We start from the raw sequence: 16734 nt of genomic DNA, 5'->3' as shown, positions 1-16734 counted from the left end.
GCTTATTCCGCCAAACGCGGAATGGCAGGTTTTGCCTGTTCGGGTCCCATTGCTGAATAACCACCATCAACGGCATAATCCGCCCCAGTGACAAAACTGGCTAAATCAGATAAGAGAAAGGCCACGACTTGCGCGATTTCTTCGGGATCGCCGACTCGACCCAGCAGGTGATAATCGGCGGCAACCTGATCGGTTTTCTGCCGATTTCCTTGCGTCAGCTCATCCATGACCCGTGACCAAGTCCACCCCGGTGAAACGGAATTAACGCGAATGTGGTCAGCGGCATAATCCATTGCCATGCTGCGGGTAATTTGCAATAACGTGGCTTTTGAAGCGGGATATAACCAACGGCCGGTTTGGGCAATCGAGGAAGAGATGCTGGTAAAGTTAACGATGGCACCGCCTCCCGCTGCAATCAGATAAGGCCGGGCAAACTGGGCGGCCTGCACGGCACTGACCACATTGATATTTAACGCGGTCAGCCATGTTTCACGGCCAGAGTTGGCACCATCATCCAAATACGTGGCGGCAAGGTTGATCAGGAAGTCCAGGCGACCATAATAAGCAGCAACCTCCTGTATTCCCTGTGAAAGTTGTTTATCGTCCGTAATATCGACATGCCAGAAGCGGAGCCATTCCGGTTGCAGGCTGGCGGCTTTTTTCCCCCCTTCCTGATCAATATCGAAAATAGCAACCTTCACTCCATATTCACTCAATACCTTGGCAACAGTGGCACCAATTTTGGTTGCACCACCCGTGACAATCGCGACTTTATTATTTAAGCCCTGCATAAGGATTCCCCTCTTGTCATAAGCCTACCAGAGTGAAATAACAAATTATGAGGGGGTATAATTACGTGAAATATAGACGTTCAATTAGCCGCTATATGCAGAAAATATCCACTGAGTGCAGATATCCATAATTTCTTAATACATCGCCAAGATAATAGGGAAGCCCTGCTGCGATATCGAAACAAAAAGCGCGACTTTGTGAAACTTACTGATACAATAAATGGGTGAGACAAAGTTGCATATTTATTGGAGGTCATCATGGCAAGAACACGTTTACGTCAACAGGGAGGTGCTGTCGTTGTCACAATCCCTAGTGATATTGCAACAGTAATGGGGTGGTCTGTAGGCATGACATTGGATGTAAGCTCGTCAGGCGACACAATAAGCATCAAACCGGCGGGTAGAATTGCCAGAGGCAGGAAATCGCTTTCTGAGCTGTTGCAGGGCATTGATGAAACAGAAGTGCGGGCTTTCAACGAAGCAACAGCCGACGATCTAAATTCTCCCCATGTTGGTAATGAGGTGATTTAATGGTGCGTAAAAAGAATGTCCCAAGCAAGGGTGAAATCTGGCACGCTAACGGCGATCCCGTTAGCGGCAGAGAATTTAAAGGGGCGCATTACTATCTGGTTATCTCTGAATTTGCACTGAATCAAAAATTAGGTACTGCACTTTGCGTTCCAATTACTAGCGGGGGAGGAATGGCACGTTCTGAAGCTGTCACCGTATATCTAGATGGCTCAAGTACTGATACCGGAAGAGTTACCGGTGTTGCACTTTGTTACCAGATCCGATCACTTGATTTGAATGAACGCAAAGCGACCTATTCGGCACAGGCTGAACCTAGTGTTGTTGATGAAATATTATCTAAAGTAATAGATATTTTAGATCCTCAATTAAATTAATGGTGAAAGGCTCTGTCACACAGGCCTGAGCTGTTATCGAAGAAAATCGATGACCGGATAGGAGCCACCACAGAAAACGGTTCTATTCTAACGTGTTTTTCCTGTTCGGTCTGACGCCCAGTTGATACATCGTTCAAACAGACGCTTATGCGAAGCCGCCCGCAAAACAAATGCTGGATATACATCCATTACAAAAAGATTGTTAATTCCTCCGCAAAATCCGCTATTGCAGCAATTTTGCGCTATTTTTGTGTTTAACTTGCGTTCCATTTTCGCCATTATCATGCAGGCCAGTGGCATTTTTTAACAACCAATGGAAACAGGGAGAAAGTGAGTGGGAAACAAGGAAGAACGGCCGAATCATGATGAATTATTCAAGTATGTTTTAACACAAGCCAATACAGCCAAAGAGTTTTTATCGTTATATCTGCCGGAAGATATTCGGTCGTTATGTCATTTCCCGACCCTGCGACTAGAGCCGGGAAGCTTTATCGACGAAAAATTAAGGAAACTGTATACGGATGTTCTGTACTCGGTTGAAACGGTGCAAGGCGAGGGATATATTTATTGCGTGATTGAGCATCAGTCAACGCCTGATCCGATGATGGCATGGCGGTTGATGCAGTATTCGGTGTCAGTGATGGCAAGTCACCTGAAAAACGGGCATAAAAAATTGCCGCTGGTCGTGCCCTTGCTGTTTTATCATGGAAAAACCCAGCCTTATCCTTATTCAATGCAGTGGCTGGATTGTTTTGACCAACCGGGGCAGGCCGCGCGTTTGTATAGCCAGCCGTTTCCGTTAGTGGATCTGAGTGTGCTCAGTGATGACGAGATCTTGACCCACCCTAAAGCGGTTGCCATGCTGGAGTGGGTTCAGAAACATATCCGCGAACGTGATATACAGACATGGATCAACGGGCTGATTGTGATACTGGACACAAAAGATGTTAAAAAAGAGCAAGTTGAAGTTCTGCTTCGCTACTTATTGCATAATGGCCATGCGCAGAATTTCACTCAAATAATCCATCATATAGCTAACCAATTGCCGGAGGACAAAGATATGGTGATGACCATTGCAGAAGAACTGGAACAAAAAGGCCGCAGAGAAGGACTTGAAGAAGGTAAATTGGAAACCGCGCGCGCACTTTTACAAAACGGTGTCAGTCTGGAGATCATTATCCGCAGTACAGGCCTGAGCCGGGAGAAAATTGAAGCATTAAGGCATTGATTTATTTTCTCTGTGTCACCTGCGCATGCGGGAAGATGCCGGCATGCGCAATCTCGGTTTGGAGGGTGGTACGATTAAAGCGATCAAAGAAACATTAAAATAAGGTTCGCAAGTGCGGTATCAACAAAGTTGACACTTAAAATAATCACTGATAGGGTATCTTCATTGTTGATACTTCGAGGATTTAAACATGGCACAAGTCGTCGTGAAAAAATGGGGTAACAGCCCTTCTGTACGTCTTCCGGTCGCTATTATGCAAGCCGCCTCACTAAATGTTGATGATACGGTTGATATTTCTGTCGAAGATGGTCGAATTATCATTATTCCGGTCAAGGCGAAAGAGTATTCTCTCGATGCGCTATTAGCTGGGATTACACCCGAAAATATTCATGAAAAAATGGATTTTGGTCCTCCAGTGGGTAAGGAATTGATCTGATGGTTTCTCGTTTTGTGCCTGATTCTGGCGATATTATTTGGATTGACTTTGATCCTGTGGCTGGACACGAGCAGGGAGGCCATCGCCCCGCAGTAGTACTGAGTCCATTTGCCTATAACAATAAAGTGGGATTACTGCTCTGTGTTCCTTGCACAACGAAGGCGAAAGATTATCCTTTTGAAGTTGAATTATCAGGAAGCCGTGACAGTATTGCCTTAGCTGATCAGGTGACATGTGTTGATTGGCGAGCCAGAAAAGTAACAAAGAAAGGTCATGTTAATTCTTCAGAGCTGGAGGATATAAAGGCTAAAGCCAAGGCGCTTATCGGATAACAGGGCACTACACCCTGCATTCAAGGCCACACACCCACGTGGCCTTCCCCATAAAAAAATAATATTATTTAAAACCAATACCCCACCCCAATATTAAATCCATTAATCCCATGATTTTTGCCATTGAATTTCGCGGCGGAACCTTCATACCCCGCATAAAAGCTTAAATTTTGCATGGGATTAACTTCCACGCCGGCGCCATAAGCAATATTGGTGGCTTTTTCATTGATATTCCAAAACGAATGAATGCTTCTGCCATTTATTTCTGCATACTCATTTTCAGTGACATCAATTTTTGTATGGGAAAATCCCAATAAAGCATAGACACTCACTTGGGAGTCAATTCGATATGCCGGACCAACCAGCAAGGAATAATATTTTGCATCCGCATTAGCTTGCCAGGATTGGTTATTTACGCTGTAACTTCCTTTTTTATCGCCTTTCATATAAGTGAATGAACCCATAATCGTGAGCGGAGAATCCCATTCATAACGGTAGTGAAAATTAACCCCGCGGATATTTTTAAAATCCTGCACTTTACTTTGCGCATAACCGACGGCAACCGTCTGTGAATCTGCATAAACGACTGAACCCCACATAAAACCGGATACCGCTAAAGTGGCAAGCAGCGCTTTTTTTATCACCATCAATAATTACCTTTATGTTTATTAAACGTTTTAACCGCTTAAAGTATAGATAGTTTCTGTCAGGCAATCGGATAAAATGCAGCAAATGTGAGACACATTGGATTATTAATTGATATCTATCGATATTTTTTTATGATATTGCTTCTTCATATTACTATTTTGTAAATTAGCCATACTTTTTTTCTGTTCCACTGTTTTTGATTTTATATCCTATAAGTTTCAAATTGCAGCTCGCAAGACGAAAGCCGCTAATTATTTGAAGTGCGACGAGTATCAACGTGTCAGTACCATTTACTTATTTAAAGGAAATAACAATGAAATTAGAAACCTTATCTATCCATGCAGGTTATTCCCCCGATCCCACCACCAAAGCCGTGGCTGTCCCTATTTATCAGACCACTTCCTACGCTTTCGATGATTCCCAGCATGGTGCTGATTTGTTTGATTTAAAAGTGGAAGGCAACATTTATTCCCGCATCATGAACCCAACCAATGAGGTATTGGAAAAACGTATCACCGCCTTGGAAGGCGGTATTGGCGCGCTTACCGTGGCTTCTGGCATGGCGGCAATCACCTACGCGATACAAACCATTGCGGCTGTCGGGGATAATATTGTTTCGGTGGCAAAACTGTATGGCGGAACGTATAACCTGATGGCGCACAGTTTCCCTACGCTGGGGATTGAAACCCGTTTTGTTGATCATAATGATCTCGCTGCCGTTGACGCCCTGATCGACCAGAGAACCAAAGCGGTCTATTGCGAATCCATTACTAACCCCAGCGGGAATATTGTCGATATCCAAGCGCTGGCAGAGATTGCCCATCGGCACGGCATTCCGCTGATCGTGGATAATACCGTCGCAACGCCCTATTTATGCCGCCCGTTTGAACATGGCGCCGATATCATTATCCACTCCCTGACCAAATATATTGGTGGGCATGGCACCTCGATTGGCGGGATTATTGTCGATTCGGGTAAATTCCCCTGGACGGAGCATCAGGCGCGCTTTGCAATTCTAACCACGCCAGATCCTTCATATCACGGCATCACCTATAGCGAACATTTTGGGGCGGCGGCCTTTATCGCCCGCTGCCGTGTCGGGCCATTGCGCAGCACCGGTGCCGCCTTGTCGCCGTTCAATGCTTTCCTGATCTTGCAGGGGCTGGAGACGCTGGCGCTGCGCATGGAGCGCCATGCTGAAAATGCGCTGAAAATTGCCCAATATTTGGAAAAACACCCACAGGTATCCTGGGTTAACTATGCGGGGTTACCTGCCCATCCTGAATATGATTTGGCTGCCCGTTATATGGAGGGTAAGCCCGCCTCTATTCTCTCTTTCGGCATTAAAGGCGGGGAACAAGCCGGTATCCGTTTTATTGATGCCCTGCAACTGATTGTGCGGTTGGTCAATATTGGTGATGCCAAATCACTGGCTTGTCATCCCGCATCCACCACCCATCGTCAGTTAAATGATGAAGAGCTGGCAAAAGCGGGGGTTTCACGCGATTTGATTCGCCTGTCCATCGGCATCGAACACAGCGACGATATTATTGCCGATCTCGCACAGGCACTGGAGGCGGCAAAAGCGCATCATCCTGCCTAAAGAAAAACAAGTGGGATCGCGGTTCCACTTGTTTATTTAAGGCGGCGCATGTTTAAGAGGACGGCGGGGGGATTACGCCCCCGATTTACATAAGTGGAACCACGGTTCCACTTTTTTATTCAATACCTATAATCCAAGAGTGATAATTATTATTATAAAACTTACTTTCTCTTAAAAAGAAAAAATCCCGCTTTGAAATCACTATTGCCCACCAACGTAATTAACCCCAAAATAAAAAATCACCCTTGGATTCGCATATTAAGCGCAACACCGTAATGAACGAAGTAAATGAGTTGGGGTTCCTGTAAATAACTCATTCGGTGTTTTATAATCTCGTGTCTTACGTGGTCGATTATTTAGTCGGTTTGCCACAAGGTTAACCTCCCGCTCTGATACCTTATTAAAATCGGTTCCTTTTGGGAAGTAATCTCTGATTAATCCATTTATGTTCTCATTTATCCCTCTTTCCCAAGGGGAATACGGATGAGCAAAATAAATTTTTGTCTCTAAATTTTTACCGATCCGTTCGTGTTCGGCAAATTCGAGTCCGTTATCAAAGGTAATTGTTTTAACTTTATGTTTTATCATCGATAAATGTCTTGTCGCCGCTTTGGCAACACCTTCTGCTGTTTTATCTTCAAGTTTAATGATGATCGTAAATAACGATTTTCGTTCAACTAAAGTCAATAAGGCACTTTTACGATCTTTGCCAACGATAGTATCCCCTTCCCAATCCCCAATACGCTGCTTTTTATCAACAATTTTTGGGCGCTTATCAATACTGACTCTGTTTTTAATTTTTCCTCTGTGCTCATGGCTTCCATAGCGTTTACGATACGGTTTTTTCGCTATCCTAAGATGTTGCCATAAATCACCGCCATTTATTTTATCTTTATAAATCAATCGATAAATTGTTTCATGATGTAAAGAGATTTTCGCTTCCCGCTTGAGATAACCCACAACTTGTTCCGGACTTAAATCTTGCCAAATTAACTGTTTTATCCACTTTGTTATCTCTGGCGTGATTTTTACGGCTTTTACCTTAGAATGACGGCGTTCTAATGCTTTACGCTGAGCTTGTTCAGGTTCATATTTCTCGGCTTCCCGGTTTCGTCTCAATTCCCGGCTAATTGTTGATGGGGCCCGATTAAGCGACGTTGCAATAAAACGTTGTGTAAAACCGGCTTCTTTTAAGCCGAAAATCTGGTATCTTTCTGTTTCGGTCAGTTGCGTATAGGCCATAGTGCATTTTCCTTTGGCGAGAAAGATGCCTACTATAGCAACTGACCGCCTTTCTTAGAAATTGCACTTACTATGCGAATCCAAGACCAAGAAATATAATCACGAGAAAGTTTAAGATATAAAATGTGAATTTACTCATTAACCGATATCTATTACATCAAATAGACAGATTTTATCATAGAAATCCCGATCTTAATCTGTATTAATGGCTTTTATAGCTTATATTGTTGAAATAAAAATCCAACCTAAGTAATATTGGCTGGCGGTTTAGCAGTAGGATGAAATGACCTTTAACTTTAACGCCTAATAAGTGAGGAATTTATGTCTGAAATTAATAAACCAAAAAGTAAGAACACTGAAAATGAATGCCAGATTAATCCTGACCAATACCAGATTAAGATTGATGCTGTCACTGCACCCGTCGGTTCCTGTCCGTGGGCAATCATTCAAGCATATCTGGGAAACGAGTTACATCGTAGTGATTGGGATACTCCCAACGAATATATGCGTCTGACCTCTAAGGGGGAAGATAATGATTTTGCACATATTGAGAAAAGCGATAAACATGGTATTTGGCTTCCCTGGCAGCCATCACCAGAAGACTTAATGGCTTGTGATTGGAATTTGCTGACATCGGAGACAAAACCAAAACCAACGCCCGATAATTGCATGTTGTCTTTTGATCTTAAGGTGGGAGTTGGCAGTTTTTCTGATTCTGATCAAAACTGGGGATACCTTGCTGACGATGAATTTGCATCTGGAACTGACCACGAAAGCCCTTTCGGTACTTTGACTAATCTGAAAAATAAAACGGAAATTACGACATTTTCATATTTCGTATGGAATAATAACAGCCCGGAAATTTATTTAAGAGTCTCCTCTGGTAACCCCCTAACTCCGGAAGGTTATCAGAAGTTGGTTGAATTATTTAAAAAAGATCTCACGGTAACTATTGATGGTGTCGCTTATCATCTTGGTGGCAGTACAGATGGTTATCTGTTTGGCAAGCGCCAATATGAATTCGCTGGAAAGTATAAGAATGACGATGCACAAAAATTAGGAACTTTGCTGAAACAACACGCAGGCAATACACTTCATTTTTGTTTCAACTGGAAATAAACCCGCCAAATTTATATTCTGAATTTAAGGCCACACTTAGATGTGGTCTTTTTTTATATTCACTACCGCAATAATTTCAAATATCTCCTATTATATATTACCTTATCTTTATAATCACACTCGACAGAATTATTATTTTAAAACGATAACCCATATAAATTTTAAACCCATTAACACCATTATATTTATTGAAAATTACGGCGCATCAACGTAATTAACCACTCAATAAAAAATCACCAAGAAATATAATCACGCGAAAGTTTAAGATATAAAATGCGAATTTACTCATTAACCGATATCTATTACAGCAAATAGACAGGTTTTATCATAAAAACCCCGATCTTAATCTGTATTAATGGCTTTTATAGCTTATATTATTGAAATAAAAATCTAACCTAAGTAATATTGACTGACGGTTTAGCAGTAGGATGAAATGACCTTTAACTTTAATACCTAATAAGTGAGGAAATTATGTCTGAAATTAACAAGCCAGAAAATAACGACGCCAGTCTTAACTGCCCATTCAATCCTGACATATATAATCTTGACTATTTGACGGGTAATATCACTGTACCGGTCGGTACTTTCGCATGGGCACTGAGCCAAGTATGTTTGGGACAACATGTCTATCGTAGTGGTTGGAATTCCCCCGAAAAATATGTGCGCCTTGCCTATGGACAAGTATCTATTGATAAAAGAGGTGAAGCTCCTTATATCGAGAAAAGCGATAAAGATGGCTATTGGGTTTCTTGGAAACCAACCCAAGAAGATTTGATGGCTTGCGATTGGAAATTTTTTAACGACGCCAATCTTCACTGCCCATTCAATCCTACCATATATTATAATCTTAAAGATTGGGCTGGTAATATCACTGCACCGGTCGGTACTTTCGCATGGGCACTGAGCCGAGTATATTTGGGACAACATGTCTATCGTAGTGGTTGGAATGCCCCCAAGGAATATGTGCGCCTTGCCTATGAACAAGTATCTAGTAATAAAAAAGGGGAAGCTCCTTATATCGAGAAAAGCGATAAAGATGGCTATTGGGTTTCTTGGCAACCAACCCAAGAAGATTTGATGGCTTGCGATTGGAAATTATTGCAACAAGATATTTGGATGTCTTTTGATATTAATTTAGGATATACCACAGTTCCATATTGGTCAAAAGCTATGGGGTATCTTTCCAACGATATGATACCGATTATAAAAGAAAAACATCTCTTTGAGGTTGACCCGGAGGGTTCCATAATCCAAAACAGCTTCGGTACCTTATCTAATGTCCAGAATCAAGCAACTTCAGCTATTAGGGCAGTCGAAGGATTTATGTATATACCAATCGCCATTGAAGATGCTTGATTTCTTATCCAAACCCGATCATGCTTGCAATCATGAAAATTCATCTGACACCAGAACAAAAACGTGCCCTCGAATTGATGCATGATACCACTCGTGATAGTCGAGTCTGTGATCGCATCAAGGCCGTGCTTTTGGCGTCAGAGGGCTGGACAGCTCAGATGATTGCTCAGGCCTTACGTATTCATGAAACTACGGTAAGCCGTCACCTAAAAGATTTCATCGCGCAGGAAAAACTCACCCCCGAAAATGGCGGTTCTGAAAGCCATCTCTCTGCCAAACAAACCGCCGATCTGGTTGATTATTTGACGGCAAATTTGCTGCATACGACCGCTCAAATTGTGGATTATGTACGAGCTCGTTGGCAGGTGTCTTTCAGCGTGGGAGGCATGACGAAATGGCTTCACCGACAAGGTTTCAGCTACAAAAAGCCAAAGGGCGTTCCTCATAAATTCGATGCGGATAAGCAGCAACAATTTATTGATGACTACCAGTCTCTGAAAGACCGGGCAGGTCAGAATGAACCTATCCTATTTATTGATGCGGTGCATCCTTCGCAGTCCACAAAGCTCAGCTATGGTTGGATGAAAGCGGGGAAAAATCAGGTAAAAGTGGTCGAAACCACCGGCAGTCGTACCCGTCTCAATCTTCTGGGCGCCCTCAATTTACAACGAATTGAAGACACCGTGATCCGTGAATACCCGAGTATCAATGCCGAAAATATCGCGTATTTTTTCGGCGCTATTAGAGAAACTTACCCACTTTCGCAAAAAATTCATATTATTCTGGATGGGGCGGGTTACCACCGGGCAGAATTGGTGAAAGAGGTGGCATATGTCCTTAATATTGAACTGCATTACCTACCGCCTTACAGCCCAAACCTCAATCCAATAGAGCGATTGTGGAAGTATATGAATGAGCAAGTACGTAACAATGTTTATTTTCCGGATGCGAAGACATTCCGTGAAACCCTTCGTCACTTTTTTCATGTCACTTTGCCAGAAAAAGCGAAAGAACTCACGACTAGACTGACTGACAACTTTCAGATTTTAAAACCTGCATCTTCAAGTTAGATTGGTATAGTTCTTTTCAACCCCCATATGACTCCATAGCATTTTTATTTTTTATCGTATCCTGTGAAGATAAGGATAAATGCCAGAAAGTGCTAAGGTTACTTAAAAAAGATCTTGTAGTAACGGTTGATGGTAACACCTATCATTTTAGTATTACTGACCGTGATTCTAGTGTTGATATAGTAGATTCATCTAACGGATACATTGTATATGTGACATATCGGCAAGAAACCATGGCCAGCATGGCGATAGGTGACATATTGGAACAAACAGGTAAAACCAAGCATTTCCACTTTCGCTGGTACGATAATATAAATTACCCCGATTACTCCAAATAGCTTCATCCTAAGGGCGCGTAATAAAAAGTTATCGCTTCTTCCATAAAAAAACAGGCTCAATGATTTTGAGCCTGTTTTTTGTTATTTTATCCTATTTAACAATATTCCAAATGTGTTGGTTCCTGAGAGAATTATGGTTCCAGTGTTTTCACCTTTACTGAAAGTCCACGGGGTATGACTCTACTGTCAACGGATTGCCACCTAATATTGGCGTAAGCGTCAGTATGATCTTAGCGCCCTGAACTGGGCCTTTACTTTTTAATTTTGCGGTTAAGAACGCTTTATCATCCGTGGTGGTACCTGTAATATCTTCCACACTTAGATCACTCTGATTTCCTGACGTCGGCTTGCCCGTGGTCCAGGCTACTTTATAGTACTTCGACAGATCCAGATAGGGTAAACCATTTTTGTTGGAATCCACTACTGCAACCTGGTAAATATCATCATCATCGCCAACCTTATAATCATGTGTCTTTTTTGTTATCAATGCATCATCAAGCCGAATATCACTCTTATCCACGAAAGTCGCATAATCACTAAAGTAGGTTATAGTGTTATTAGCAGCACCAAAAGAATTAGAATTCACGTTTATACCGACTTTAACATTTCTTGCTGGCTTGTCACTGTGTAAGATCATTGACACTTCCCCAGAAGGGCCTACTTTCTCAGGTTGGAAAAACGGCTTCAAACCTGGAGCAACATTGGCAAAATGGCCATCTTCAGTTTTTGCCCAAAGAATCGACGGTGCAATAAAATTATTCAGCTCCAGTCCTTCAGGCAACGGAGCATTCGTACCTTTATCTATAAGTTTTGCCTTAAAGGTAAAACTTTGGACACCATCGGCGAAAAGTGTCTGTTTTGCCATTGGGAGCGGTTCAGCTATAACGTTATAATGGAACGTCACACCATCATGGAAGTCGATTTTGTTCTTACCACCATCCAGGGAGATTTCGACGTTGAACGGATTGGTTACCTGCTTGGTACTGCTTAAGGTCGCAAACAATTGCCCCTGCTCATCCGTTTTGTCTGTCACTGATGACCACTTCACGCCATCCGGCAAGGTCTCTGGATACCATTTAATATTCACAAACTGGTTTTTCAGTGGGTGACCCTGCTTATCACTGACCACAACCGTAAAGGTATAACCCTTATCTCCAGTGAAAATGACGGGTAATGACTGTTTGGCAAACTTAGCTTGAATACCGTCAGCATTAATGATCACGAAATTTACGGGCTTATCTGTGTATACGGGCTTACCACCCTCCATTGACGCACCGACTTTAATCCCTGTTGCTGGTTTGGTACTACTTAAGGTCGCAAACAATTGCCCTTGGTCATCCGTTTTGTCTGTCACTGATGACCACTTCACCCCCTCCGGCAAGGTCTCTGGATACCACTTAATATCCACTTTTTGGTTTTTCAGTGGCTCCCCCTGCTTATTGGTGACCACAGCCGTAAAGATATGATCATTGTTTCCAACAAGAAGTGGCCCTTCTGCCGGTGGCTTAACTGACTGAAGGTTAAAATCAGAAAGCAGACTACTAAAGTTAACATCACCAAGCTGTTTTTTGCCCATGCCCGGTATTTCGAGGAAAACTTTGGCATCTTTCAGCGGCTGGGAACTGCTTACCGTGGCCAGCAATTGCCCGTCAGCATCGGTTTTACTGGGTTTTGCCCACTCAAGGCTCACGTCGTCATTTTTCGGCTCAATCCACCATTTGACATTATCAAACGGCGTATCGCGGATAATATCGGTATCGGCCAGACCATGCGTCAGCGTGGCCAATAAGTGATAACTTTCCTTACCATCAGCAGCAGAAGGAACTTTTTCAATCCTAAATTGTTTTACAGCCAAAGGTTTTACGGTCACATGCAAAAGAGCCGGCTTGGTGTGCTTGCCGTTAGTGTCTTCCGCAATGACATTGACGGTATACCTATTCTGGCTGTTCTGCACAAAATGAGGCAATGTCAGATGCAGTGCCTTATTATTATCGCTGGTAATGTTCCCGCCATTTTGGGTAAATGCGTCACTGGCCTGCCAGATGATGCGCTTGACGCGGGATTCTGCGTTTGCCGTCACCGGGATTGGCGTTGGCCAGGATTGCAGGCTGTAACCGACAATCGCGTTTTGCGCCAGCGTCAATTGCAGTTCTTCCACTTTCTTGCGGTAATCCAGCACAATCTGGTTGTTTCTTTCCACCAGATCATAACGGCTGCCGGCCAGTGTCCGCATGGAAGCCACACTATCCGGCGAGAACTGCTCACTAAAAGGCACACCAAACCGATAATTCAGGTTGGCCTGAAACAGGGTTTCACTGTGCCCGCTGCCGCCATATTTGTAATCCGCACCGATGGTCACCAACGGAACCGGCGTATAATTCAGGCCAACCCGACCCAGACTGGGGTTTTTCTGTTTACTGTCACGATTGAACAAGGCGACGTTATCACCATAATATTGTTCAAAGCCTAACTTACCGCCCAGATTCGGGTAAGCGGGTAAATAGAATTCACCGAGAAGATCAAAACCGTTGGCCGGGCGCTCTTCCCAACCGTGCTCTTCCGGTGAATCACGCCATTTAGTCAGGCGCCAGTAGGTATTGGCGGAGAGTTTGACATAATCGGTCCACGCTTCGCCCCCAACGCCGAGACGCTGGTTTTTACCCGTGACATCATGGTCATAGAAGGTATTCAGCCCGTACATCCAACTGGGGGTAAAATAACGCCCGCCCAAACCGACGTTCACGGTATGGCGGTCATCTTTATGGCGATAACCCAACTGGGAGAAAGCCAGCCAATCCGCTTTATTGTCATAGAGCGGCAGCAGCAGATCCAGCGAGCCATTATCCAGCTTGCCTTTTCTGTCGAAAGCAAAGTTAATTCTGGCTGTCCCGAACTGGGATAACCATTTCTGGGTTTCGCCGAACAGCGCGCCGTTGATTTTTCCCAGCGCATAGGATTTAGCCTGTTCGGTCAATTCAGAAGGGGAAGACGATAATACCTGAGCCACCGACTGAACATTTTGTGCAATTAAGCCGGCGGTTTCATTGTCTCTATTATTTGATTCGTTTAGCCACTTTTCACTTTCCACTTTCTGCGTTTGGTGTTCTGTGTTTTTTTCACCTATCGCCGATGAACTGATGGCGACAAAGGGCAAAAACAGAGAACCGATATAAGGTAAAAATCGAATGAACTTCTTACCAATATATGGACTCATATATAGCACCTCATAGAATATTTGATGTCCCAACTTTCAATAAGAATAAAAATTAATACTTTTGTGCACTTAAATTACATTAGGTGACTTGTTGGAAAGATGCTTAATGAAATGTTGTTATTGGCTGATAATAAAAAGTTATCGCTTCTTCCATAAAAAAACAGGCTCAAAATAATTGAGCCTGTTTTTATTACTTTATCCTATTTTTTATGGATCACACAGAGGAAAGCATAGCTCTTATTTGTTGGTAAAGATGCTGGTATTACATCAGTTATCTGCTTGGTAGATATATCATATGTAACTAACTTGCCAACCGTTGGTACCCCGGGCCTGTCATCTTTCACCATGAGTTTGACGCTGTCTGGGGCAACCGCATGCTTCGAATCAGCCCACGAAAGCAGGGTCCAATGTCTCAGGTCGGGATATTCTTCCAATAGAGTTATACCCTGACTTACCCCAGATACTGGTATAATCTCCGACAAATTCACGGCTGTAAGCGTGTAGGATTGACCTGGATTACCACCATACTTGCCACTACTACAGTCATTATCATTAGTAACATAACCCGCCCCTGTAGCGCTGTTAATAGACATTATATTTGTCAACTGCCGCTGATAATTTAGTGTATGAGTGTAGGCTTTTATTGCTCCCGTCTTATCGTTGATCACACTCAACTTAAGCTCTGTCAAACCCAGTGCTGGAGCGTCACCTCCATTCATTTTACCCAGATAGAACTTACCAAATTCGGGGTTGTAAACGACCGCCGTACTGCCACGGGTAACTTCAGCTATGGCTGTTTCACTATCAGGATCGAAAACAGGTGTATTTGCAGCATCCCGTAGCTCTGCTATCGTACGGTCTGGGAGGTTAACAGGTCCATTCCCACTACTAAAGAATTTATAGGCTAGTCCAACTATTGGTTCCGGTTGATTTGTCACATTAGTTCCTCCATACTGGGAAACATCCTGATTGTAAACAAGCAATCCAGTCGGCTTTTCTGGTGCTGTAAAGTTCACGGGAGTGTTAGCAATTCTTTCCTGTTTGTCATCTTTCGTCACAATATCCAGTTTGGCCAACACCGTATTAACACCGACAGTACTGGCCAACGTTGCCGTTAAGTAGCCATGCTTATCGGTAATCAGGCGTTGATCGCCAAAAAACAACTTACCTTCCTCTTGCAGCTTGCCGTAATCATAATTGTTGTCACTGGCATCGACCACGCTCCAAGTTACCTTATCGGCATCAAAGGACAAATCAGGCATGGCATCACCACTGTCTGCATCGGTCACTTTTACCCGATAAGAATAAGCCTGTTCTCCGTCGCCAATAATATCCTGATTGGTCGATGTGAGTTCAATCTTGCCAAGCTTAATGGCCGCAGAGGCGTTCATGGATATCGATAGCAAAAACAAAGAACCGATATAAGGCAATAATCGGATAAACTTATTATTAATATAGGTTTTCATATAAAGCTCCTCATGTAATATTTTATATTCCAGCACTCAATAAAAATATAAAATTAATCTTTCTGAGCGCTTGAGACACAGTAAATAATTTATTGCCAACAGAGTAATGAAATATTGCTATTGGCTGATAATAAAAAGTTATCGCTTTCTGGGGTGGATAGTTAAATCTATTATTCATTATACCCCGTTAAAATCCACTTTATTGAATATCGGGTATTTTTCAGCAGTAAACTTCGAATTTACCCCCCAGCGAATTATTCACTTGGCGAAGTGATAAATTCCAGCGCATTTCACCCTACTTAAATGCGTATTTATTCGGTTATGCGTTATTCGATTGAGATAAAAACTCTCCCTAAGTAAGATTAACGGGCTGTTTATAATTAGGATGAAATAACCTTTAACTATTAATTCATAATAGGAGAGGTATTTATGTCTGAAGTGAATAAACTGGATGAGACAGGATGTCCGTTTGATCCAAACCAATATCAGGTTAACGATGACAATATCAATGTACCCGCTGGGACTTTCGCATGGGCGCTGAGCTTAGTGTATTTGGGAAAACAAGTCTATCGCAGTGACTGGAATGCTCCCAAAGAACACATGCGCCTAAGTCACGAATCGGAAGCGAATAATGGCGAAGGCGGAGGGAATCCTTATATTGAGAAAAGTGACAAAGCCCTTCATGTAACAGCCGATGGTGTAACCTATTATATTGGTATTTCCGGTAGCTTCACCCAAGCCACCCAAGCCGACGGTAATACATATTATTCTCTTTATTATCGAGATTATAATTATTCTCAGATACAACCTTTAATTACCATATTGAAGCAAACGGGTCAAACCAAGCGTTTTGAACTCAGTTGGAAATAAATCCCCTAAATCCACTCCCTGAATTTAAGGCTGCACTTCGTGAAGTGACCCCCAATAGTTGGACAACCAAACCAACATTGGGGATCTTTTATGTCAAAATACAGCAGAACACTCAA

General features: G+C 42.9%; 16 protein-coding genes and 1 pseudogene. 12 read left to right on the top strand and 5 right to left on the bottom strand.

Features of this window, described 5'->3' with window-relative positions; genetic code table 11:
* Window positions 1–2 precede the first annotated feature (2 nt).
* Window positions 3–791 carry an SDR family oxidoreductase gene (locus XDD1_RS02640; RefSeq protein WP_045968431.1) on the bottom strand — a complete coding sequence of 263 codons (789 nt, stop codon included), beginning with the start codon at window positions 789–791 and terminating at the stop codon, window positions 3–5.
* A gap of 258 nt (window positions 792–1049) precedes the next feature.
* On the opposite strand from XDD1_RS02640, the gene XDD1_RS02635 reads away from it, so the two are divergent.
* The 5 genes from XDD1_RS02635 (at window position 1050) to mazF (ending at window position 3692) form a co-directional block, all read left to right on the top strand.
* On the top strand, window positions 1050–1322 hold the full coding sequence (locus XDD1_RS02635; RefSeq protein ID WP_045968429.1) for an AbrB/MazE/SpoVT family DNA-binding domain-containing protein: 273 nt from the start codon (window positions 1050–1052) through the stop codon (window positions 1320–1322).
* Entirely contained in the window at window positions 1322–1696 is a 375-nt protein-coding gene (locus XDD1_RS02630) for a type II toxin-antitoxin system PemK/MazF family toxin (RefSeq protein WP_045968427.1), read from the top strand. The genes XDD1_RS02635 and XDD1_RS02630 overlap by 1 nt, the downstream gene beginning before the upstream one ends.
* 334 nt (window positions 1697–2030) lie before the next feature.
* Window positions 2031–2924 (top strand): Rpn family recombination-promoting nuclease/putative transposase, encoded by an 894-nt coding sequence (locus XDD1_RS02625; protein ID WP_045968425.1) that lies wholly within the window; start codon window positions 2031–2033, stop codon window positions 2922–2924.
* 190 nt (window positions 2925–3114) lie between these two features.
* Window positions 3115–3360 carry an AbrB/MazE/SpoVT family DNA-binding domain-containing protein gene (locus XDD1_RS02620; protein WP_045968422.1) on the top strand — a complete coding sequence of 82 codons (246 nt, stop codon included), beginning with the start codon at window positions 3115–3117 and terminating at the stop codon, window positions 3358–3360.
* Window positions 3360–3692, top strand: a complete 333-nt coding sequence (gene mazF, locus XDD1_RS02615) for an endoribonuclease MazF (protein WP_045968421.1) — start codon at window positions 3360–3362, stop codon at window positions 3690–3692. The genes XDD1_RS02620 and mazF overlap by 1 nt, the downstream gene beginning before the upstream one ends.
* A gap of 68 nt (window positions 3693–3760) precedes the next feature.
* Here the strand turns inward: mazF and XDD1_RS02610 are convergent, their stop codons facing one another.
* Complete coding sequence (locus XDD1_RS02610) at window positions 3761–4339, bottom strand: Ail/Lom family outer membrane beta-barrel protein (RefSeq protein ID WP_045968419.1); 579 nt, start codon at window positions 4337–4339, stop codon at window positions 3761–3763.
* Window positions 4340–4653: 314 nt separating this feature from the next.
* On the opposite strand from XDD1_RS02610, the gene XDD1_RS02605 reads away from it, so the two are divergent.
* Window positions 4654–5943: a bifunctional O-acetylhomoserine aminocarboxypropyltransferase/cysteine synthase gene (locus tag XDD1_RS02605; RefSeq protein ID WP_045968418.1), complete on the top strand. Its 1290-nt coding sequence runs from the start codon at window positions 4654–4656 to the stop codon at window positions 5941–5943.
* A 258-nt stretch (window positions 5944–6201) separates the two neighbouring features.
* Here XDD1_RS02605 and XDD1_RS02600 read toward each other — a convergent pair whose 3' ends face one another.
* Window positions 6202–7185 (bottom strand): IS30 family transposase, encoded by a 984-nt coding sequence (locus XDD1_RS02600; RefSeq protein WP_045968417.1) that lies wholly within the window; start codon window positions 7183–7185, stop codon window positions 6202–6204.
* 321 nt (window positions 7186–7506) lie between these two features.
* Here XDD1_RS02600 and XDD1_RS18370 point away from each other — a divergent pair, with 321 nt between their 5' ends.
* From XDD1_RS18370 to XDD1_RS20455, 4 genes are all read left to right on the top strand, one after another.
* Entirely contained in the window at window positions 7507–8304 is a 798-nt protein-coding gene (locus XDD1_RS18370) for a Thoeris anti-defense Tad2 family protein (protein ID WP_052705631.1), read from the top strand.
* A gap of 471 nt (window positions 8305–8775) precedes the next feature.
* Complete coding sequence (locus tag XDD1_RS02590; protein ID WP_045968413.1) at window positions 8776–9660, top strand: DUF2829 domain-containing protein; 885 nt, start codon at window positions 8776–8778, stop codon at window positions 9658–9660.
* 32 nt (window positions 9661–9692) lie between these two features.
* Complete coding sequence (locus tag XDD1_RS02585) at window positions 9693–10730, top strand: IS630 family transposase (RefSeq protein WP_045968390.1); 1038 nt, start codon at window positions 9693–9695, stop codon at window positions 10728–10730.
* Window positions 10718–11068 (top strand): DUF7823 domain-containing protein, encoded by a 351-nt coding sequence (locus tag XDD1_RS20455; protein WP_456243156.1) that lies wholly within the window; start codon window positions 10718–10720, stop codon window positions 11066–11068. Before XDD1_RS02585 ends, XDD1_RS20455 begins: the two co-directional genes overlap by 13 nt.
* 154 nt (window positions 11069–11222) lie before the next feature.
* Here XDD1_RS20455 and XDD1_RS18365 read toward each other — a convergent pair whose 3' ends face one another.
* Entirely contained in the window at window positions 11223–14282 is a 3060-nt protein-coding gene (locus tag XDD1_RS18365; RefSeq protein WP_052705630.1) for an inverse autotransporter beta domain-containing protein, read from the bottom strand.
* Window positions 14283–14482: 200 nt separating this feature from the next.
* Entirely contained in the window at window positions 14483–15748 is a 1266-nt protein-coding gene (locus XDD1_RS02570; protein ID WP_045968409.1) for an Ig-like domain-containing protein, read from the bottom strand.
* A 429-nt stretch (window positions 15749–16177) separates the two neighbouring features.
* Between XDD1_RS02570 and XDD1_RS20450 the strand changes: the two are divergent.
* Together XDD1_RS20450 and XDD1_RS20445 are read left to right on the top strand one after the other, a co-directional pair.
* Window positions 16178–16423, top strand: a pseudogene (locus XDD1_RS20450) (Thoeris anti-defense Tad2 family protein); the annotation flags it as partial.
* A complete protein-coding gene (locus XDD1_RS20445) occupies window positions 16406–16618 on the top strand; it encodes a DUF7823 domain-containing protein (protein ID WP_456243155.1) in 213 nt (70 codons plus the stop codon). The pseudogene XDD1_RS20450 and the gene XDD1_RS20445, both read left to right, overlap by 18 nt.
* Window positions 16619–16734 lie beyond the last annotated feature (116 nt).

It is taken from the genome of Xenorhabdus doucetiae, from assembly GCF_000968195.1.
In the GTDB taxonomy this organism is placed as follows: Bacteria; Pseudomonadota; Gammaproteobacteria; order Enterobacterales; family Enterobacteriaceae; genus Xenorhabdus; species Xenorhabdus doucetiae.
This window is presented reverse-complemented; position numbering and strand designations above follow the sequence as displayed.